Source organism: Paraburkholderia atlantica (genome assembly GCF_009362785.1).
GTDB lineage: Bacteria > Pseudomonadota > Gammaproteobacteria > Burkholderiales > Burkholderiaceae > Paraburkholderia > Paraburkholderia atlantica.
Genome location: NZ_WHNQ01000002.1, coordinates 237,101 through 257,065 on the forward strand (window position 1 = coordinate 237,101; position 19,965 = coordinate 257,065).

Below are 19,965 nucleotides of genomic sequence, written 5' to 3' on the forward strand. Positions count from 1 at the left end.
CACTTAGACCTTGAACGGATGACGCAGCAGAATCGTTTCGTCGCGATCCGGACCGGTGGACACCATGTCGATCGGAATACCCGCAACTTCCTGCACGCGCGTCAGATACGCACGCGCGTTGGCGGGCAGCTTGTCCCATTCCTTGATGCCGACCGTGCTTTCCTTCCAGCCCGCGAAGGTTTCGTAGACCGGTACGCAGCGTGCGACTTCCGTCGCGCCGCGCGGCAGCAGATCGACGTTCTGGCCGTCGACCGTGTAGCCGACGCACAGCTTCACTTCGTCGAGACCGTCGAGCACGTCGAGCTTGGTCATGCACAGACCCGTCACGCCATTGATCTGGATCGAGCGGCGCAGCGCGGAGACGTCGAGCCAGCCGGTGCGGCGCGGACGGCCAGTGACCGAGCCGAATTCCTTGCCGACGGTGGCCAGTTCGAGACCGATCGGGTCCTGCCGCGAGGCATTGTCCGCATCGTACAGTTCGCTCGGGAACGGGCCCGAACCGACACGCGTGCAGTACGCCTTCGTGATGCCGAGGATGTAGTTGAGCTTCTGCGGACCGACACCCGCGCCCGCCGTCGCGGCGCCGGCGACGCAGTTGCTCGACGTGACGAACGGATAGGTGCCGTGGTCGATGTCGAGCAGCGTGCCCTGCGCGCCTTCGAACAGCAGGTTGCCGCCGTTCGCGTTGACGTCGTATAGACGGCGCGACACGTCGGTCACCATCGGCTTCAGACGGTCGGCGTAGCTCAGCATCGTGTCGAGCGTTTGCTGGAAGTCGACCGCGGCGGCGCCGAGGTACTGCGTGAGCACGAAGTTGTGATAGTCGAGGTTTTCGCGCAGGCGCTCGGCGAAGGCCGGCGCGTCGAACAGGTCCTGCACGCGCAGGCCGCGGCGCGCGACCTTGTCTTCATAAGCCGGGCCGATGCCGCGGCCGGTCGTGCCGATCTTGCTCGCGCCGCGCCGCGCTTCGCGGCCCTGGTCGATCGCGATGTGATACGGCAGGATCAGCGTGGTGGCTTCGGAAATGAACAGGCGCTTCTGGACGTCGATGCCGGCGGCTTCGAGTTCGCCGATTTCCTTGAACAGCGCTTCCGGCGACAACACGACGCCATTGCCGATATAGCACGCGACGCCGGGATGCATGATGCCCGACGGAATCAGACGCAAGATGGTTTTCTTGCCGCCGATGATGAGCGTGTGGCCGGCATTGTGACCGCCCTGGAAGCGAACGACGCCCTGAGCGTGGTCCGTCAGCCAGTCGACGATCTTGCCCTTGCCCTCATCACCCCATTGGGTACCCACGACGACGACGTTGCGCCCGGGGTTCACATTCACTGCGCTGGCAGACATGTTGTTTCGTAAGCTGGTTAAAAACGTATTTTACCTAGGTTCGCGGAAGCTTCCGGAATTTTTCCGTTTCCGCTCAACGGTATGCACGTTATGTTGAGTATTGCGAGGGATGCGCGGCCGCGAAGAGTCGCTCGGCCGCGCCCGGTTCGGGCGATGGTTCACCGCCCTGGGGCGAACGCCGGAAACGTGTTTCCGGCGGAGTCGATCGGAACGCGCGGCTCAAGCGCGCGGTTCGACCACCCATGCGCCATTGCGCTCGACCAGCACGCGGTCGAACGCGAATTCATCGAGATCGTGCTTGTGGCCAGGCAGCGCCTGGATCACCACTTCACCGGCGTCGCGCAATGCCGCGACCGCCATGCGCAACGCTTCGTCGTGCCGCCACGGCGCGAGGATCGCGCTGCTGCGCGCTTCGATCGGCGAGATCCGCGCGACTTCACGCAGATCCAGCGAAAAACCCGTTGCCGCGCGGGCGCGGCCATAGGCCTGGCCGACGTGGTCGTAACGGCCGCCGCGCGCCACCGCGTTCGGCACACCGTCCACGTAAGCGGAGAACATCACGCCGCTGTGGTACGCGTAGCCGCGCAGATCGGCGAGGTCGATCATCACTTCGGCGCCGTCGACCTGGCTCGCGAGGAACGCGAGGTCGTCGAGCGCGCGGGCGATCGCCGGCGAATTCGGCAGACGCGCGCGGGCCTCTTCGAGCACCGATGCGTCGCCGTACAAAGTGGGCAGCGCGCGCAGCGCATCGCGAATCACCGGCGAGAATTGCGCGGTCATCTCGACGAGGCGCGGCACGTCCTTGCCGGCCAGGGCGTCGTAGAGCGCCTGGCCGAGTTCCTCTGCGGCCGGCTCGGCTTCGATCAGCGCCGCCAGCACGCCCGCGTGACACAGGTCCAGACGCACCTTCGCGAGTCCGGCGAGACGCAGTGCGTCGAGCATCAGCTGCTGGATCTCGAGGTCCGCTTCGAGGCCCGCGTGGCCGTAGATTTCCGCGCCGATCTGGATCTGCTCACGCGTCGCATGCAGGCCGCGCGGGCGCGTATGCGCGACGTTGCCCGCGTAGCAAAGACGCGTCACGCCCTGGCGGTTCAGCAGATGCGCGTCGATGCGCGCGACCTGCGGCGTGATATCGGCGCGCAGACCGAGCGTGCGGCCCGACAGTTGATCGACGAGCTTGAAGGTGCGCAGATTCAGATCGTGCCCACCGCCGGTCAGCAGCGACTCGAGGTATTCGAGCAGCGGCGGCATCACCATCTCGTAGCCGTACGAGCGGAAACGGTCCAGCAAATGACGCCGCAATTCTTCGATCTTGCGGGCCTCCGACGGCAGCACGTCGGCGATATTCTCAGGAAGCAACCAGGTCGACATCGATACAGTCCTACGGCGTTGAACACGGCGTCTTGAAGCGCCGATGATGAGAGTGAATGGCGTGTAGCGGCTTGATTCTGGCGGCTGACACCGACGCTCGGGCAGCGTTTTGCGGCTCGCATCCGACTTGCGGCGGCTGGACCGGACAATCGGCGTTTCGCTCGGGCGGGTGAAACACGCCGCAACGCGCGGCGTTCGTCAGACAAGCAAGCCGGCTTCAGGTCGCGATGAACAGTAGAACCAGCCCGAGCAACATCACGATGAGCCCGCCGACACGAATCTGATGCAGCGGTCGTTCCGCTATTTTACGGAACGTGTCGCGCCAGGCGCTCGGAAAAACGAACGGAAACATCCCCTCGATAATCAGCATCAGCGCGATCGCGAGCAGTAACGAACCAGCTATGTCCATGCGAGTGAAGCGGCCGCGATGCGGATGCCGCGGCCTTCGGTAATCAGCGTTTGTGCGCAGCAGGCGCGGAAGCGTCCGGGGCGACGCCGCCGGTCGGGCTACGCATGAAGCGGAAGAACTCGCTGCTGGAGTCGACCACGATCAGATCGCCCGGTTTGAAGGTCTTCCGATACGCCTGCATGCTTTGATAGAACTGGTAGAACTGCGGGTCCTTGCCGAACGCTTCGGCGGCGATCTCCGCGGCCTTCGCATCGCCTTCGCCACGAATGCCCTGCGCCTGCGCGAGGCCGTCGGCGAGCACCGCCTGTTGCTTCGCGAGCGCGTCCGCGCGGATCTGATTCGCTTCGGCGGCGCCCTTCGCGCGCTCGTCCGCCGCGATCTGCTGGCGCGCGGCGATCATGCGCTTGAACACCGAGTCGGCCACCGCCGCCGGGAAATCGACACGCGTGAGCTGTACGTCCACGACCGACACGCCGAGCGATGCCGCGCTCTTGTCCATCGCACCGCGCGCCTCTTCGGCGACCGTCTGCTGTTTGGCGAGCGCGTCGGACAGCGTGAACTTGCCGAACGCGTCGCCGAGCGCGCCGCGCGACAGCAGCGCGAGCCGGTCCGGCAGGCTTTGCGGATCACCCTTCGTTTCGGCGATCAGCTTCAGCGGATCGGTCACACGGAACTTGACGACCGGATTGACCAGCAGATCGGTTTTATCGGACGTGACGTAATGATCTTCGTCGGGTGCGTCGAGCGACTGGATGCGATTGTCGACGAACGTCACCGTTTGCAACGGCGGCGGCAGTTTCACGTGCAACCCCGGGCCGAGCAGCTTGGGCATGGCATCGCCGCGCGCGGACAGCACGGCCATATGCCGTTGATCGACGACGAACACCATCGACGATGCCGCGAACAGCACGATGACGACGGCGACGACGAGCGCAATGATTCGGTTCATATTCTTGTGCGCTCCTTATTGAACGTCTTCTTCGCGCATGCGATTGCGGAACGCTTCGCGCGAACGCAGCGACGCGGCACTCGGCCGGCTCGCCGGCGCAGGCGCGGAAGCGGCGGGGCCAGATGCGCCCTCGGCGGCGGAGCCCGCCGCGGCACCGGTCTCAGCGGCCGACGCGGCTGACGGCGCAGCCGCACTCGCCGCTTGCGGCGCGCCCGCGACAGCAGGACCCGAAGCGGCGGCGCCCGCCGCGGCGGCCTGACGTTCGCGGTTCTGCTCGACGAGCCTGTCGAGCGGTAGATACAGCACGTTGTTGCCGTTCTTCGCGTCGACGAACACCTTGGTCGCGTTCGCGTAAATCTGCTGCATGGTTTCCATGTACAGGCGGAAGCGCACGAGCGCCGGCGCCTTCGCGTATTGCGCGTAGACCTGCTTGAAGCGCTCCGCCTCGGCCTGCGCCTGCGCGACCACGGTCTGGCTGTAAGTCTTGGCTTCCTGCACCTGACGATCGACGTCGGCCTGCGCGCGCGGCACGAGATCGGCGGCATAAGCCTGCGCATCGCGTTTCAAGCGTTCGTTTTCGTCGTGCACCTTCGCGGCGTCGGCGAACGCGGGTTGCACCTGCTCGGGCACCTGTACGCTCTGAATCGTCACACCCGTGACCCCCAGACCGGACTGATACTGGTCGAGCGATTGCTGGATCGACGCGATCAGCTGCTGGCGCAGTGTTTCGTGATCCTGATCGAGAATATCGCTGGTGCTGTGCGCGCCGACGATGCCGCGCACCGCCGCCTGCGCGGCATGCATCACGCTCTGATCGGGATCGACGCTGCGAAACAGGAAGTCGTTGGGCTTGCGGACCTGGTACTGCACGGCGAAGCGCACGTCGACGATGTCGCCGTCGTGCGTGAGCATCGATGCGTCCTTTACGTTCGCGAGACGCACCACATTGCTACGGCCGATCTCGACCTGGCGGATCTGGCCGACGTTGACGAACTCGTGGGACTCGAACGGATACGGCAGACGCCAGTGCACGCCCTGCGCCGCGGTATAGCGATACTTGCCGAACTGCAGCACGACCGCCGCCTGGCCATCCTGCACGACGAACACGCCGCTGCCGAGATAGATTGCGATCAGCACGCCGATCACGATGCCGACGCCGATGCGCGCGCCGCGGCCGTTGTCCGGACGGCCACCGCCGCCGACACCGCCGCCGCCCTTGCGCCCGAAAATCCGGGACAGACGGCGATTGAAATCGCGCCACATTTCGTCGAGATCGGGCGGACCTTCACCGTCGCGCCCCGGTCGCTTCGGATCGTTCGGCCGTTGCCGGTCGCCGTTGCCGTCGCCCCGGCCCCAACGCGGATCGTTCAGTGAAAGCAAGGCGCGCATACGCAGCCAGATACTCCGCTCGTTGTAATCGTTCACCTGTGTTCGTTCACCAGAGTAGACAGCGGGTCAGTGCAATTGGAACGGGTCAGTGCCCGAGTTCTGGAATCTTGTGGTCTTCGCGCAGTTGCGCCGAGCGGTCGTCTTGCGACGCATCGAGCGGCATGTCGGCAAGCGGTTCGGCTGTAGCGATTTCAGCGATGGCAGCGCGCAACGCATCCAGCCCCTGCCCGGTGCGCGCGCTCAAAAAGACGCGCGAAATATTACCATACTCGTCCCGCTCGACCGCGTCCCCACGGGCCGCCAGTTCTGGCACCGCATCTATCTTGTTGAACACGAGGACCTGACGGATCGTGTCCGCGCCGATCGCGTGCAACACCTCGTTCACCTGATCGATCTGATCGAGCCGCACCGCGCTCGATGCATCGACGACATGCAGCAACAGGTCCGCGTGAATGGTTTCCTCGAGCGTCGCGCGAAACGCCGCGACGAGCTGATGCGGCAGTTCGCGGATGAAACCGACGGTATCGGACACCACTACCTGCCCCGCTTCGTCGCCGAGATACACGCGCCGCGAGGTGGTATCGAGCGTCGCGAACAACTGGTCGGCGGCATACGCCTGCGCCTTGGTAAGAGCGTTGAAGAGCGTCGATTTTCCCGCGTTCGTATAGCCGACGAGCGACACCGACATCGTCTGGTTGCGATTACGCGCGCGGCGCTGCGTGCCGTGCTGGCGGCGCAGCTTGTCGAGGCGGATCTTCAGCGCCTTGATGCGCTCGCCGATCAGCCGGCGGTCGGTTTCGAGCTGCGTTTCACCCGGACCGCGCAAACCGATCCCGCCCTTCTGACGTTCGAGGTGGGTCCACGCGCGAATCAGCCGCGTCGACAGATATTGCAACTGCGCGAGTTCGACCTGCAGCTTGCCTTCGTGGCTGCGCGCGCGCTGCGCAAAAATGTCGAGGATCAAACTGGTGCGATCGACCACGCGCCGATTAAGCGCCCGCTCCAGATTGCGCTGCTGCGCAGGCGCCAGAGCATGGTTGAAGATCACGAGTTCGATGTCGTTCGTTTCACAGGCAAGGCGCAATTCTTCGGCCTTGCCGCTGCCGACGAACATCTTCGCGTCGGGACTGGAACGGCGTCCGGTGAGAGTGACTACGGGATTCGCGCCCGCGCTTTGCGCGAGCAGGCTGAGTTCTTCGAGACTGGCTTCGAAATCGATCTTGCCGAAGTCGATGCCAACGAGCGCTGCATTGATCAAATTGGAGGGTATCAAAATGACGCGGCCGGGAGTGATCGCCAACGGGCGACGCTGTGCCGGCCGCGGCGAGGGTTAGGACTGTTCGGAATCCGGGTGGAAATTCACCGGACGGGCCGGCACGACCGTCGAAATGGCGTGCTTATAGACCATCTGGGTGACCGTATTCCGGAGCAACACGACGTACTGGTCGAACGATTCGATGTTCCCTTGAAGCTTGATGCCGTTGACCAGGTAGATCGACACCGGCACATGCTCTTTACGCAGTGCGTTCAAAAACGGGTCTTGTAACAATTGCCCTTTGTTGCTCATAGCAAACTCCGTATTTTTTTGCAGGTTGACTGAATTGACGGCGAAGAAAAAGAGATCCGCCACCAACCGCTACACTATAGCTGATTTTCATTTCGACGCGCGGGCCCGGGACCCCCGGCCAAACCCAACGTACATGCGGGTTTCAGCCCTGGCTTAAGACCCGCTTCAGCGTGCTTCAGCCTTTGTCCGCGTAGGGGTTCGTCGACGATCTGAACTCTATTCGCAATGGAGTCCCCGTCAGCTTGAAAGTTTCCCGGAAGCGATTTTCGAGGTACCGCTTATACGTGTCGGTGATCGCGTCGAGCGCATTGCCGTGAATCACGATAATCGGCGGATTTTGGCCGCCCTGGTGTGCATAACGCAGCTTCGGACGCACTGGGCCGCGGCGGCGCGGCTGCTGGAATTCCACCGCCTCGATCAGCGCGCGCGTCAGCTTCGGCGTCGGCAGCTTCGACATCGCGGCCGTGTACGCGTCGTCGACCGAACGCATCAGCGGCCCAATTCCGGTTTTTTCCGCGGCGGAAATGAAATGGAATTTGGCGAAGTCCAGAAATTTTAGTTTGCGTTCGAGGTCGGCTTTGGTGCGCTCGCGCACATGCGGATCAAGGCCATCCCATTTGTTCACGCCAACCACCAGCGCGCGGCCCTGCTCGACGACGAAGCCGGCGATGTGCGCATCCTGATCCGAAATGTCCTGACGCGCGTCGAGCAGCAGGATCACGACGTTCGCATCGGAGATCGACTGCAGCGTCTTCACGACCGAGAACTTTTCGATCGCCTCGAACACCTTGCCGCGACGGCGCAGGCCGGCCGTGTCGATCAGCGTATACGGCTTGCCGTTACGTTCGAAATCGACGTAGATCGAGTCGCGCGTAGTGCCAGGCATGTCGAACGCGATCACGCGTTCTTCGCCGACCAGCGCATTGATCAGCGTCGATTTGCCGACGTTCGGGCGGCCGACGATCGCGATCTTCACGCCGCGCGCTTCCTTGTCTTCCTCGCTCTCTTCCGGCTGACCGGCATACGCGACTTCGAGCGCCTCGTTGATCATGTCGGTGACGCCGTCGCCGTGCGCGGCCGAGATCGCGCGCGGGTCGCCGAGGCCGAGCTCGTAGAAGTCGGCCGCGACGTTGGTGTACTTCATGCCCTCGGCCTTGTTGACGACGAGGAAGATTGGCCTGCCGACCTTGCGCAGATAGTCGGCGATCGACTTGTCCTGCGGCGCGAGACCGTTGCGGCCATCGACGATGAACACGACGACGTCCGACTCCTCGACCGCCTGGCGGGTCTGGCGCGCCATCTCATGCAGGATGCCGTCTTTGGCGACCGGCTCGAAGCCGCCGGTATCGACGACCAGATAAGGCCGCTCGCCGGTGCGTCCTTCGCCGTAGTGGCGATCGCGCGTTAGACCGGGCAGGTCGGCAACAAGCGCGTCACGCGAACGCGTGAGGCGGTTGAACAGCGTGGATTTCCCCACATTGGGGCGCCCAACGAGGGCAATAACGGGTTTCATCTGATGTTGTTCACGGTGAAACGCGGGATCGCAATCGATCGCGCGCGTAGCGACGCCAGGCAGCCGCCACGCGGCGGCGTTTTGACGAAATTATCACGAATTCAGCCTGCTCCGGATGCGCGATCGATACGCGCACCCAGGCGGACGGGAGTGGGCTGCACAGACGCCATCGGAGGTCGCCTGCTTCAGATCGGGCTGCTCGACGGCTGACGCTCGCGTGCGAGCGCGCTGGGGTTCGCAAAGCCGCCGACCAAGCGCACGCGCCGCCTTCGATGCCGGCGGGTGCAGCTTCGATCCGGCTTGCCGGACCAACCCGTCCGGCGATCTTTTTATTGAGCCTGCCCGATCACGCGACGGACGGAGTGGCAACCCGACGCAGGAGCCGTGCGCCAAAGCCCATGCAGACTTCAATTAAAAAGCGCGCGGCCGGCAAAGCCGGCCTGCGCGCGTGACATCACTACAGCGATCAGCGCGGACGATAGCCGAACAGGCCGCCATCGCGCGTCTGTACGACCAGCGTGTCGCCGGCCAGCACCGGCGCCGCGGTGATCGCGCTGCCGTCGGTCTTGACCCGCGCGACGAGCGCGCCGTCGGCGGTCGACAGGAAATGCACGAAGCCTTGGTAGTCGCCGAACACGGCCGCGCGGCCGAGCAGCATCGGCACGCTCAGTTCGCGGTTCTTCAGGGCCTCGTTCTTCCACAGCACCGAACCGTTGTTCACGTCGAACGCGGACACGACTGACCAGTCGTCGGCGGCGACCACGCTGCGCTCATCCTGGGCGAGGCCACTCGTGCTCGAGAACGGCTTGCCCCACAGCGCGCGGCCCGAGTTCGCGTCGAAACAGCCAATCTGGCCCTGGAACGTCACCGCGCACGTCTCCGAACCCACCAGCGTGGGCGGGCCAGTCACGTCGTTGATACGCTCAACCTCGGTCACGCCCTTCGGATAAGACACCGGCGTCTGCCAGTAGGCGTCGCCCGTCTGCAGATTGATAGCGGCGAACGAACCGCCCGGGAAGCCGGCCAGCACCGCGGCATCGCCCGCGAACGTCATGCCCGACGACACGCGCAGGTTCAACGGCACCGCGCGGTTGCGGAAGTTCCACTTCTGCTCGCCGGTTTGCGCGTTGAACGCAACGATCTGGCCGTCGATCGTGCGCACGACCACGAGACCGTTGCCGACGAGCGGCGGCGAAATGATCTCGCCCGGCGCCTTCGCGGTCCACAGCTCCTTGCCGTCCGCGCCGAGCACGTACACGTCGCCCTTCAGGCCGCCGACCGCGGTGAGTGTGCCATCGCTGCCGACGCCCGCCGACAGATCGTCATGCAGCTTGACGCGCCACACGTCCTTGCCGGTTTGCGCGTCGATCTTGGCGACCGTGCCGTTCGTGCCCGCAGCGTACACGGCATTGCCGACCGCAACCGGCGAGAACATGTAGCGGCCCGCCTTGCCAACGCTGGCCGACCAGGACTGCTGCACGTCGAGCACGGGTTTGAACTCGGTGAGCGGCGTCGGCACACGGCGCTCGTCTTTCGTGGATGAGCAAGCCGCCAGCGTCAGAACGGTCATCGCACAGATAACGGGCACGGCGTAACGTTTCAGCAGATTCATCGGTGGACGAAGCATTCAGGAAATGGATTAAAGGAGACCGTCTTGCGGTCGTGGCTCGCGGCGCTCCGCGCGGGACGCTCAGCCGCCAAGCGCATCCAGCTTGAACTGGATCAGTTGGCGCGCCGAACTGTCGCTCTTCGACAGCGAGTCGAGCGCGAGCTCGTAGGCTGCGCGCGCGTCGTCGCGCTTGCCCTGGGCGGCGAGCAGGTCGCCGCGGCGGTCCGCCACAACGCCCTTGAAGGCATCGGATTGCGGCTCGGCCAGCAGCGCGAGGCCCTGGTCGTAGGCCTTGTCGTCGAGCAGCAGCGATGCCATGCGAAGCTTCGCGATCTGCTTGAACTCGTCGTCTTTTGCGTGATCGATCGCCCACTGCAGTTGCGCCTTCGCGCCGGCTTCGTCGCCGGCGGCGTAGAGCGCTTTGGCGGCGCCGAGCGCGGTCATCTGAGCGTAGGCGGTGCGGCCGAACTTGTCTTCCATGTCGGCGGCGACGCGTGCAATCTGCGCCTTGTCGCCGGTTGCCGTGGCTTGTTGAACCTGGTCATACAGCACCGCGGCTTCCGCGGCCTGACGACGCTGCCAGAAATTCCAGCCATTCCAGCTCGCGCCTGCCAACAACGCCACCAGCACGATCCACGTGGTCGCATTGCCCCACTGATTCCACCATGCCTTCAGACTTTCAATCGATTCTTGTTCGTCGTGGTAACTCATTGCCCGGCGATTTCCTCATTCTTGCTAGGTGTGCGTGTCGAGCCAACCGGCTCGACGACATCGCGATCAGTCGTCGCCGTCTTCGGCGGATGCAACCATCGCATTGATTAGATATTCGGTCAAGTCTTCGGCAGGCACGTTCTGTTGCTCGTTCTTACCGCCATGGGCTTGGGTATCGCGCAGCGGTTTCACGCCGACCGTGCCATTGGCGATCTCGTCCTCGCCGAGCACGACCGCAAACGCGGCGCCGCTCGCGTCGGCGCGCTTCATCTGCGACTTGAAGCTTGCCGACTGACCGTCCGCGCTGCAATGCAGTATCACGTCGAGACCGGTATCGCGCAGACGCTCGGCGATGATGAAAGCCTGCTTGCGCGCGGCGTCGCCCTGATGGACCACGTACACGTCGCAACCTTCGTCTTCCGGCACGAGCTGCTCTTCCTTCAGCAACTCGAGAATCCGCTCGATGCCCATCGCCCAGCCGCACGCGGCGGTGGGCTTGCCACCGAGCTGCTCGATCAGGGGATCGTAACGGCCGCCCGCCGCGACCGTGCCTTGCGCGCCGAGCTTGTCGGTCACCCACTCGAACACGGTCAGATTGTAGTAATCAAGACCGCGCACGAGACGCGGATTGATCGTAAACGGAAGATTGTTGGCCTTCAGAAGACGCTGCAGACCTTCGAAGTGCGCGCGCGATTCTTCGCCGAGAAAGTCGATCAGCTTGGGCGCGTTCTGCGCGACTTCCTGCAGTGCGGGATTCTTCGTATCGAGCACGCGCAGCGGATTCGTGTATAGCCGGCGCTTCGCGTCTTCATCGAGCACGTCCATGTGCTTTTCGAGGTACGCGATCAGCTCGACGCGATGCGCGGCGCGCTCTTCAGCGAGACCCAACGAGTTGATTTCGAGCTTGATGCCGGTCAGGCCGAGGTCGTCCCACAGACGCTGGCACATCATGATGATTTCCGCGTCCGCATCCGGACCCGCGAAGCCGAGCGCCTCGACACCGACCTGGTGGAACTGCCGATAACGGCCGCGCTGCGGACGCTCGTGACGGAACATCGGACCGATGTACCACAGGCGCTTCGGGCCGTCGTACAGCATGTTGTGCTCGATCGACGCGCGCACTACCGCCGCCGTGTTTTCCGGGCGCATCGTCAGGTTTTCGCCGTTCAATGCATCGGTGAAGCTGTACATCTCTTTTTCGACGATGTCGGTCACTTCGCCGATACCGCGTGTGAACAACTGCGTGTGCTCGACGATCGGCGTGCGGATATTCTGGTATCCGTACGAACGCAGCATCGACTTGACGGTGGTTTCGAAAAATTCCCAGAGCCCGGCTTCCTGCGGAAGGATGTCGTTCATGCCCTTCACGCCGGAAAGCTTCTCGAGCTTTTTCTTCTGTTCAGTCATCTGTGTTTCGATTGCCGATATTTAGTTGAGCGCTTCGGCGCGGCCATAGCGGCGCTCGACGTAGTCGCTCACGATTTGCTGGAATTCTTGCGCGATGTTCTCGCCGCGCAGCGTCTTCACCTTCTCACCGTCGATGAACACCGGTGCGGCCGGGTTCTCGCCCGAGCCCGGCAGGCTGATGCCAATATTCGCCTGCTTCGACTCGCCCGGGCCGTTGACGATGCAGCCCATCACCGCGACGTGCATCTGCTCGACGCCGGGATACTGGTCACGCCACACCGGCATCTGCTGACGCAGATAGGTCTGAATTTGCGACGCGAGTTCCTGGAACAGCGTGCTCGTGGTGCGGCCGCACCCCGGGCACGCGATCACCATCGGCGTGAACGAGCGCAAGCCCATGGTCTGCAGGATTTCCTGACCGACGATCACTTCGCCGGTGCGCGACGCGCCGGGTTCCGGCGTCAGCGAAATACGGATCGTGTCGCCGATGCCCTGCTGCAACAGAACCGACAGCGCCGCAGTCGACGCGACGATGCCCTTCGAGCCCATGCCTGCTTCGGTCAGGCCCAGGTGCAGCGCGAAATCGCAACGCCGCGCGAGTTCGCGGTACACGGCGATCAGATCCTGCACGCCACTGACCTTGCACGACAGAATGATCTGGTCGCGCCCGAGGCCGAGTTCGACCGCACGTTCCGCCGAGCCGATCGCCGACTGGATCAGCGCTTCGTACATCACGCTTTGCGCGTCCCACGGCGTAGCGCGCGAGCCGTTTTCGTCCATCATTTTGGCGAGCAGGTCCTGGTCGAGGCTGCCCCAGTTCACGCCGATGCGCACCGGTTTGTCGTATTTGACCGCCGCCTCGATCATCTGCGCGAACTGCGTGTCGCGCTTCGCGCCGTGCCCGACGTTGCCCGGATTGATCCGGTACTTCGACAGCGATTCCGCACAGCCCGGATAGTCGCGCAGCAGAAGATGGCCGTTGTAATGGAAGTCGCCGACGAGCGGCACCATCACGCCCATGCGGTCGAGCTGCTCACGGACCGCCGGCACGGCCGCTGCCGCTTCCGGCGTATTCACGGTGATACGCACCAGTTCGGAACCGGCTTGCGCCAGTTCCTTGATCTGGATCGCGGTGCCGATCGCGTCGGCGGTGTCGGTGTTGGTCATCGACTGCACGCGCACCGGCGCATCGCCGCCGATGGTCACGAGCTGGCCGCCCCAGCGGACGTTGACCGCATGCGATTTGCGCCGCATCGCGGGGCCGCCGAACACCGGCTCGTCTGAAACGATCTTGCTACAGGATTGGGATTGAGCTTCGGTTTGCATCGAAAAACCCATTTACGCCGCACGCGCTATGCAAAAACGCAGCGCCTCAATTGAAAAAGCGCCGCGGACCGATTGGCCGCGGCGCGTACCGTATCTGTCAAGGCAGCGCAAAGCGCGCCACATTGCCCTTGGCTGCCGCATATTTCGACGGATCGACCGGCTGACCGTCGAGAGTCACCGACTCGAGACCCGCCTTGTTGCCGACCGTCACCTTGAACGGACCGGCGCCCGTCACTTCCTTCGGATCGCCCGCATGCACGAGGCCGGAGAACAGTTCCTTGCCGTTCTTGTCACGCACGCTGAACCAGCTGTCCTGCGTCACGCGCAGCGCGACGACCGACTCGCCGGGCGCTGGCGCAACCGCCGGTGCCGACGCGCTCGCCACGGCCACCGGCGCACTTGCGTTTTCCAAGACGGCCTGTGCTTGAGTCTGCGAGCCGGCCTTCGGTGCCGCTGCCGTCGGCGCCGGCATTGCCGCTGTATTCGCCGCCGGGGCCGAGCCTGGCGCGGTGCCGGTGGCAAGCGGCGCGGGCATCGGCGTTGCTGACGCAGACGCCGCATTATCCACGCTCGCCGCGTTGTCCGCCGCGTCCGGTGCCGATGCGCCTTCCGCCGTCGCCGGGCCTTGCGCGACCGCGCCCGACGCCGCCGTGTCGCTGCTCGTCGAACTATTCGCGCTGGCCTTCAGGCGCGCGAGCCACGCGGACGAATCGCCGCCGTTGGTGCGCCACATGCCGAGCGCGATGACCGCGACGACGATCGCCGCCACGCCCCACAGCCACGAACGGCTCTTGTGCCCGCTGTCACCGAGCGACAGCGAAACCTTGCCGCGCGGCAGATCCTTGCCCGATGACGCGGGCATCGACAGATTCGGCGCCGGCACCCCTCTCTCGCGACGCAGCGCCGCCGTAAAAGGCGCCGGATCAGCGCCCAGCATTTTCGCGTAGCTGCGCACGACACCGAGTGCGAACGTCGTGTCGGGCAGATGGCTGATGTCGCCCGCCTCGAGCGCACTCAGCTTGACGACCGACACCTTCAGCCGCGCCGACACGTCCTCGATCGCCCAGCCTTTCGACTCACGCAGCTGGGTCAAGCGCGCGCCAACCGCTGCCAACGAATCGAGGGCCGGCTGCACGACAGGCTGGACCACCGCCCTTGCAACGGGTGCCGGATGGCCATCGTTCGTGTCTGTCTCGTGCGGCTGCGGGTGCTGCGGCTCACTCATCCCAAATCCTTTCGCGTCGATTCTTTTAATCGTGCGACCGGACGGGCTCGAGCCTCACGTCCAAATCGCAGACCGTTTATAACAAAATGTGCGGCTTTGTGTGCCGCTCCCGATCGATTCTGCAAACTTTCTTTTCAACCGCCGGTGGCATCGGAGCATTTTTTGCGCTCGCGGCACAATGCCCCGAACGCCGACGCCCCTGCTGCCCCGCGATTACACGGCGCGAACCTCGATTACTTTTGCCGCCTTCCCGGTGCGCTCAGCAAGACGCGTGCGGTCTTTCACCGCGCCGGCCAGCTGACCGCAGGCAGCATCGATATCGTCACCGCGGGTCTTGCGCACAGTCGTGACGACGCCAGCGTCGATCAATACCTGCGCAAACCGCTTGATCTGTTCCGGCTTCGAGCGGATGAGGCCCGATTCGGGGAACGGATTGAACGGAATCAGATTGAACTTGCACGGCACGTCGCGCGTGACGGCGAGCAGCTCGCGCGCGTGCGCCTCGCTGTCGTTCACGCCATCGAGCATGCAATATTCGAACGTAATGAAATCGCGCGGCGCCACTTTCAGGTAGCGCTCGCACGCCGCCATCAGCTCGCGCAGCGGATACTTTTTGTTGAGCGGCACCAGCACGTCGCGCAGCGCGTCGTTCGACGCATGCAGCGACACCGCGAGGGCCACGGGCAAGTCCGCGCCGAGCCGGTCCATCATCGGTACGACGCCCGACGTGGACAACGTGACGCGCCGGCGCGACAGGCCGTACGCATTGTCGTCGAGCATCAGACGCATGGCGGGTACGACCGCGTCGTAATTGAGCAGCGGCTCGCCCATCCCCATCATCACGACGTTCGTGACGACGCGCTCGCCCTTGCCGTCGCCGCCCATCGCGCGGCCGCCGGCATCGCCACGCGACGCGCGCAGCGCAAACTCGGCCATGCGCAACTGGCCGATGATTTCGCCGGTGGTGAGATTGCGGGAGAACCCCTGCTTGCCGGTCGAGCAGAATCGGCAGTTGACCGCACACCCGGCCTGCGACGACACACACAGCGTGCCGCGCGTTTCTTCGGGGATGTACACGGTTTCAACGGCGTTGCCGTTACCGACGTCGATCAGCCACTTGCGTGTCCCGTCCGACGAAATATGGTCGCTGACGACGCCCGGCATTGTGATCGTGGCGCGCCCTTTGAGCTTTTCGCGCAAGGACTTCGCGAGATCGGTCATGCCGTCGAAGTCTGCAGCGTTGTATTGGTGAATCCAGCGCTGCAATTGCTTGGCGCGAAACGGTTTCTCGCCCAGGCTGTCGCAATACGCGACGAGCCCTTGGGCGTCGAGGTCGAGAAGGTTGACGGAGGGACTGCTCGTCATATCGAATCCTGCCATTTCAGTGCGAGACTACATTCATGCAACAAGCTGCATGAACGCCATGCCGTTCGCGCCCGTTCCTGCTGCTTTTACCTTACTACTTTTGCCGTGCACCGCGCGCGATTCATGCGATAAAACAATTCGACCGCACGAAACGCGCCACGAGAAAGAGGCTTGCGATACGCGACGGAGGTCAGTGCTCGACCTCAGCGCGAGGCGCTCAACGCGAGTAGACGTTGACTTGGGGGAAGAAGAACGCGATTTCAGCCGCAGCCGTTTCCGGCCCGTCCGAACCGTGCACCGCGTTGGCGTCGATGCTGTCGGCGAAGTCGGCACGGATCGTGCCCTTTTCTGCCTTCTTCGGGTCCGTCGCACCCATCAGGTCACGGTGCTTCAGGATCGCGTTTTCGCCTTCCAGCGCTTGCACGACCACCGGACCCGAGATCATGAATTCGACGAGGTCTTTGAAGAACGGACGTGCTGCGTGGACAGCGTAGAACTTCTCGGCGTCAGCACGCGACAGGTGAACCATGCGCGATGCCACGATCTTCAGGCCAGCGTTTTCGAAACGGGTGTAGATCTGGCCGATCACGTTCTTGGCCACTGCGTCCGGCTTGATAATCGACAGGGTGCGCTCGATCGCCATAAAAACTCCAAAAAATTAAGAGGTTACAGATTCAAATGAATCCGCTATTGTAGCATGTTCCCGTGTATCATTGCGATTGAACCCTTACAGCATTGAAAGGATCAAGGCAAGGGGTGCAAAATACTGGTAGCGTAGGCCATGGAGGGCGACTGGAGGGTATTGAAACTCCGTGCCGCCGCGCTAATCTTACGGATGAACGGTGCGCCCGCCGGCGCTTCGCAAACTTCCGTATCACCATCACGAAACATGCTTCCGAGGTAAGGAGAGACCATGAACGAACATCCGTATATGTTTGGCCGCAACGGCGCGGTCAGCACGGTCGAAACACGCAACCGCGTGCTACGGAACACCTACTGGCTGCTCGCGCTGTCCATGATTCCAACCGTGCTCGGCGCCTGGGTCGGTCTTGCTACCGGCTTCTCGTTGTTCGCCGCCACGAGCCCCGCCATGAGCATGTTGGCGTTCTTCGCGATCGCCTTCGGCTTCATGTTCGCGATCCAGCGCACCAAGGACAGCGCCATCGGCGTCTTCGTACTGCTCGGCTTCACGTTCTTCATGGGGCTGATGCTGTCGCGCATTCTCGCGTTCGTGCTCGGCTTCTCGAACGGCCCGTCGCTGATCATGCTCGCGTTTGGTGGCACTGGTGTGATCTTCGCGGCCATGGCAACCATCGCCACGGTCAGCAAACGAGACTTCTCGGGCCTCGGCAAGTGGCTGTTTATGGGCGTGATCGTGATCCTGCTGGCTTCGGTCGCGAACGTGTTTCTGCAGCTGCCGGCACTGATGCTGACGGTCTCGGTCATGGCAATCGTGATTTTTTCCGCCTACATCATGTTCGACGTGCAGCGCGTCGTGAACGGCGGCGAGACGAATTACATCACCGCGACGCTCGCGATTTACCTGGATCTGTATAACGTGTTCGTCAATCTGCTCGCGCTGCTCGGCATTTTCGGCGGCAACCGCAATTAAGCTTGGCCAGTCGCGCGGCGTGACCTACGCCGCGCTCGACGCCCAAAGCAAAAGCCCATAACGATCGATCGTTATGGGCTTTTTTCATTGCATGAGCACCTGACGCACGATGCCCGGCGTGACCGGAGGCCAACCCGGCGTCACCGTCACAGAGTCAACCACGCGAAACCTTCACTCTGCGACGCAACCACCACCTCAGTGGGAGCGGTGCCAAGCACACCCGCCAGCGCTGCCTGCGCGAGTTCCGGCAGATTGTTTTGCTGGCTCAGATGCGCGGCGATCAGATGCCGCAAACGCGATCGGTCGAGCGACGCCAGTATTTCAGCCGCCGCGTCATTGTTCAGATGCCCGTGATTGCCGCCGATACGCGCCTTCAGCGACGGCGGATAACGACTTCCCGCGAGCATTTGCACGTCGTGATTGCATTCGAGCACGAGCGCGTCGCAACCACTCAGCACCGCGCTGATATGTGGCGTGGACGCGCCCACGTCGGTGAGCACGCCGAGCCGGCTGGCGCCATTCGAGAACACGTATTGCAACGGTTCGCGGGCGTCGTGCGGAACGGTATAAGGGAGAACGCTGAGCTCGCCGATTGCTACCGCCTCGTCGCCCCATAGCACCCGCAGGTCGACATCGGCATCGTCGGCGCCCACCGCGCGCGCGGTGCCCCAACTCATGTACAGCGGAATCGACCATTTGCGCGCCAGCGTCAACGCGCTGCCGATGTGGTCGCTATGTTCATGCGTAATCAGGATCGCATCGAGATGCTCGGCGCTCGCGCCGAGCCGCGCGAGACGCCGCTCGACTTCACGCGCGGAAAACCCGCAATCGAGCAGCACGCGCGTGGTGCTCGCGCCGCTGTGCGCTTCCACCAGCAGCGCGTTGCCTTCACTGCCGCTGCCGAGACTTGCGAAGCGCACGACCCGCCTAGTTCAGTTGCGCGTGCAGCAGCGACACGATGCGCTGCGCGTCCGACGACGTATCGATCTGGCCGTTCGCGTTGACGACCGCAACCTGCGTCACCGCGTCGCCCTTCGCGCGCACGTTGACGAGGAATTCCTGGCCCGGCTTGCGCGTCGAATTGCCGCTGTAGAACAGTTTGCCGAACAGGCCTTCCTTCTTCAGCTCCTGCATCGAATCCGCGTAGCGCACGTAGTAGATGCCCTTCTCGCGATCGCGGTTGTCGACCGTGAAGTTGGTGCGATCGAGCGCGAGGCCCACACGCAGCCAGGCGCGGTCGAACGACTCCTGCAGATCGAGCGTCGACGCGCCCGCGTTCTGCTCGATGGTAGTCGGCGCGCTGGCCGGGCGCGCGTCGGTCAGCAACTGCTTCGACTGTGCTTCGGTCAGGCCGAACTTCTGCATCAGCTTGGCGAGGAACAGCGCCTCGAGCGCCGGGTCACGCGGACGCTCTTCCCAGCGCGAAGACGTCTTGTCCTGCCCGGTCATCACCTCTTCCATCGCACTGTGCGTGATCGAGATATCGGTCGCACTGTCCGAACCGCGCGAGACCAGCGTGCGGAAACTGTCGCGGGTGCCCGACGAATAAGCGAAGTCGATGACCTTGCCGATCGTGCGGCGGAACCAGTCGTCAGGAATGTTCGCGCGGTTCTCCGCCCAGTCGGTCGTCATGATGCCGGTGGCTGGCGCGTCGGTCTTCAGCACGAAGCCGTTCTCCTGCCAGAACTCCTGCAGCTGCGGCCACAGCTGTTCCGGGGAACGGCCGTCTACCACCAGCCAGCGACGGTCGCCGTCGCGCTCGATATGCATGCCGAGCGGATCCTGCGCGGTCGGCTGACCTTCGGTCGCGTTGCCGGCGGCCGTGACAGCGCGCGTCGGCGTGCCACCGAGCGCCAGATTGGCGGGCGGCGCCACATAGCGCTGGTCGTTCGGCGACGTGCTCAGGTCGCTCGGCACGGCGAGCGGCGGCGCGCTCGAGGTCGCCTTGTAGTTGACGCGGTCGGAAGCGAACCAGTCGTTCAGCGTGTCACAGCCGGCGAGCGTCGACAGGGCAAGCGCCAGCGCCGCCATGCGGGTTGCGTGGAGGGAAAGTGCGGAACGTTTCATGAGGTCCTTCGTGATGCTGGAACGCGATGCCTCGTTCGGTCTGCCGGGAACGTGGGCTGAAGCGACGTCGGTTAATGAAATGCCGGTGGCGGTCT

General features: G+C 63.8%; 18 protein-coding genes. 1 reads left to right on the top strand and 17 read right to left on the bottom strand.

The genetic code is table 11. The annotated features are described in order from the left end of the window. Positions 1-3: 3 nt before the first annotated feature. The 15 genes from GCT19_RS03375 to ndk form a co-directional block, all read right to left on the bottom strand. Entirely contained in the window at positions 4-1,350 is a 1,347-nt protein-coding gene (locus GCT19_RS03375) for an adenylosuccinate synthase (protein WP_152851012.1), read from the bottom strand. Positions 1,351-1,569: 219 nt separating this feature from the next. Next, the gene (locus GCT19_RS03380) at positions 1,570-2,721 is read right to left on the bottom strand and encodes an ATP phosphoribosyltransferase regulatory subunit (protein ID WP_152851013.1); all 1,152 of its coding nucleotides are present in this window, start codon (positions 2,719-2,721) and stop codon (positions 1,570-1,572) included. A 217-nt stretch (positions 2,722-2,938) separates the two neighbouring features. Then, positions 2,939-3,130, bottom strand: coding sequence for a DUF2065 domain-containing protein (locus GCT19_RS03385; RefSeq protein WP_152851014.1), 192 nt, complete (start codon positions 3,128-3,130; stop codon positions 2,939-2,941). 43 nt (positions 3,131-3,173) lie between these two features. Beyond that, on the bottom strand, positions 3,174-4,079 hold the full coding sequence (gene hflC, locus GCT19_RS03390; protein ID WP_018435452.1) for a protease modulator HflC: 906 nt from the start codon (positions 4,077-4,079) through the stop codon (positions 3,174-3,176). A 15-nt stretch (positions 4,080-4,094) separates the two neighbouring features. Further along, positions 4,095-5,504: an FtsH protease activity modulator HflK gene (gene hflK, locus GCT19_RS03395; protein WP_018435451.1), complete on the bottom strand. Its 1,410-nt coding sequence runs from the start codon at positions 5,502-5,504 to the stop codon at positions 4,095-4,097. A 49-nt stretch (positions 5,505-5,553) separates the two neighbouring features. Next, positions 5,554-6,741, bottom strand: coding sequence for a GTPase HflX (gene hflX, locus GCT19_RS03400; protein WP_152851015.1), 1,188 nt, complete (start codon positions 6,739-6,741; stop codon positions 5,554-5,556). A gap of 57 nt (positions 6,742-6,798) precedes the next feature. Continuing rightward, positions 6,799-7,035 carry an RNA chaperone Hfq gene (gene hfq / locus GCT19_RS03405; protein ID WP_006051315.1) on the bottom strand — a complete coding sequence of 79 codons (237 nt, stop codon included), beginning with the start codon at positions 7,033-7,035 and terminating at the stop codon, positions 6,799-6,801. 175 nt (positions 7,036-7,210) lie between these two features. Then, positions 7,211-8,548, bottom strand: a complete 1,338-nt coding sequence (gene der, locus GCT19_RS03410; RefSeq protein ID WP_013089777.1) for a ribosome biogenesis GTPase Der — start codon at positions 8,546-8,548, stop codon at positions 7,211-7,213. Positions 8,549-9,014: 466 nt separating this feature from the next. Continuing rightward, positions 9,015-10,160, bottom strand: coding sequence for an outer membrane protein assembly factor BamB (bamB, locus tag GCT19_RS03415; protein WP_018435447.1), 1,146 nt, complete (start codon positions 10,158-10,160; stop codon positions 9,015-9,017). A gap of 78 nt (positions 10,161-10,238) precedes the next feature. After that, entirely contained in the window at positions 10,239-10,868 is a 630-nt protein-coding gene (locus tag GCT19_RS03420; protein WP_152851016.1) for a YfgM family protein, read from the bottom strand. Between the two features lie 66 nt (positions 10,869-10,934). Further along, entirely contained in the window at positions 10,935-12,275 is a 1,341-nt protein-coding gene (gene hisS, locus GCT19_RS03425; RefSeq protein ID WP_152851017.1) for a histidine--tRNA ligase, read from the bottom strand. 21 nt (positions 12,276-12,296) lie between these two features. Further along, positions 12,297-13,613 carry a flavodoxin-dependent (E)-4-hydroxy-3-methylbut-2-enyl-diphosphate synthase gene (ispG, locus tag GCT19_RS03430; protein ID WP_018435444.1) on the bottom strand — a complete coding sequence of 439 codons (1,317 nt, stop codon included), beginning with the start codon at positions 13,611-13,613 and terminating at the stop codon, positions 12,297-12,299. Between the two features lie 85 nt (positions 13,614-13,698). After that, complete coding sequence (locus GCT19_RS03435) at positions 13,699-14,826, bottom strand: helix-turn-helix domain-containing protein (RefSeq protein WP_018435443.1); 1,128 nt, start codon at positions 14,824-14,826, stop codon at positions 13,699-13,701. A 213-nt stretch (positions 14,827-15,039) separates the two neighbouring features. Further along, positions 15,040-16,191, bottom strand: a complete 1,152-nt coding sequence (rlmN, locus tag GCT19_RS03440) for a 23S rRNA (adenine(2503)-C(2))-methyltransferase RlmN (RefSeq protein ID WP_018435442.1) — start codon at positions 16,189-16,191, stop codon at positions 15,040-15,042. A 217-nt stretch (positions 16,192-16,408) separates the two neighbouring features. After that, a complete protein-coding gene (ndk, locus tag GCT19_RS03445; protein WP_013089784.1) occupies positions 16,409-16,834 on the bottom strand; it encodes a nucleoside-diphosphate kinase in 426 nt (141 codons plus the stop codon). A 270-nt stretch (positions 16,835-17,104) separates the two neighbouring features. On the opposite strand from ndk, the gene GCT19_RS03450 reads away from it, so the two are divergent. Beyond that, positions 17,105-17,803: a Bax inhibitor-1/YccA family protein gene (locus GCT19_RS03450; RefSeq protein ID WP_013089785.1), complete on the top strand. Its 699-nt coding sequence runs from the start codon at positions 17,105-17,107 to the stop codon at positions 17,801-17,803. A 146-nt stretch (positions 17,804-17,949) separates the two neighbouring features. On the opposite strand, the gene GCT19_RS03455 is transcribed toward GCT19_RS03450, so the two are convergent. Together GCT19_RS03455 and bamC are read right to left on the bottom strand one after the other, a co-directional pair. After that, positions 17,950-18,723 (bottom strand): MBL fold metallo-hydrolase, encoded by a 774-nt coding sequence (locus tag GCT19_RS03455; RefSeq protein ID WP_018435441.1) that lies wholly within the window; start codon positions 18,721-18,723, stop codon positions 17,950-17,952. 7 nt (positions 18,724-18,730) lie between these two features. Beyond that, a complete protein-coding gene (bamC, locus tag GCT19_RS03460) occupies positions 18,731-19,870 on the bottom strand; it encodes an outer membrane protein assembly factor BamC (RefSeq protein WP_013089787.1) in 1,140 nt (379 codons plus the stop codon). Between the last annotated feature and the right edge of the window lie 95 nt (positions 19,871-19,965).

Bases quoted from the DNA above. Each gene is read 5' to 3' on its own strand.
- GCT19_RS03375 (WP_152851012.1), bottom strand. From the start codon at position 1,350: ATGTCTGCCAGCGCAGTGAATGTGAACCCCGGGCGCAACGTCGTCGTC.
- GCT19_RS03380 (WP_152851013.1), bottom strand. From the start codon at position 2,721: ATGTCGACCTGGTTGCTTCCTGAGAATATCGCCGACGTGCTGCCGTCG.
- GCT19_RS03385 (WP_152851014.1), bottom strand. From the start codon at position 3,130: ATGGACATAGCTGGTTCGTTACTGCTCGCGATCGCGCTGATGCTGATT.
- hflC (WP_018435452.1), bottom strand. From the start codon at position 4,079: ATGAACCGAATCATTGCGCTCGTCGTCGCCGTCGTCATCGTGCTGTTC.
- hfq (WP_006051315.1), bottom strand. From the start codon at position 7,035: ATGAGCAACAAAGGGCAATTGTTACAAGACCCGTTTTTGAACGCACTG.
- der (WP_013089777.1), bottom strand. From the start codon at position 8,548: ATGAAACCCGTTATTGCCCTCGTTGGGCGCCCCAATGTGGGGAAATCC.
- bamB (WP_018435447.1), bottom strand. From the start codon at position 10,160: ATGAATCTGCTGAAACGTTACGCCGTGCCCGTTATCTGTGCGATGACC.
- GCT19_RS03420 (WP_152851016.1), bottom strand. From the start codon at position 10,868: ATGAGTTACCACGACGAACAAGAATCGATTGAAAGTCTGAAGGCATGG.
- hisS (WP_152851017.1), bottom strand. From the start codon at position 12,275: ATGACTGAACAGAAGAAAAAGCTCGAGAAGCTTTCCGGCGTGAAGGGC.
- ispG (WP_018435444.1), bottom strand. From the start codon at position 13,613: ATGGGTTTTTCGATGCAAACCGAAGCTCAATCCCAATCCTGTAGCAAG.
- GCT19_RS03435 (WP_018435443.1), bottom strand. From the start codon at position 14,826: ATGAGTGAGCCGCAGCACCCGCAGCCGCACGAGACAGACACGAACGAT.
- rlmN (WP_018435442.1), bottom strand. From the start codon at position 16,191: ATGACGAGCAGTCCCTCCGTCAACCTTCTCGACCTCGACGCCCAAGGG.
- ndk (WP_013089784.1), bottom strand. From the start codon at position 16,834: ATGGCGATCGAGCGCACCCTGTCGATTATCAAGCCGGACGCAGTGGCC.
- GCT19_RS03450 (WP_013089785.1), top strand. From the start codon at position 17,105: ATGAACGAACATCCGTATATGTTTGGCCGCAACGGCGCGGTCAGCACG.
- bamC (WP_013089787.1), bottom strand. From the start codon at position 19,870: ATGAAACGTTCCGCACTTTCCCTCCACGCAACCCGCATGGCGGCGCTG.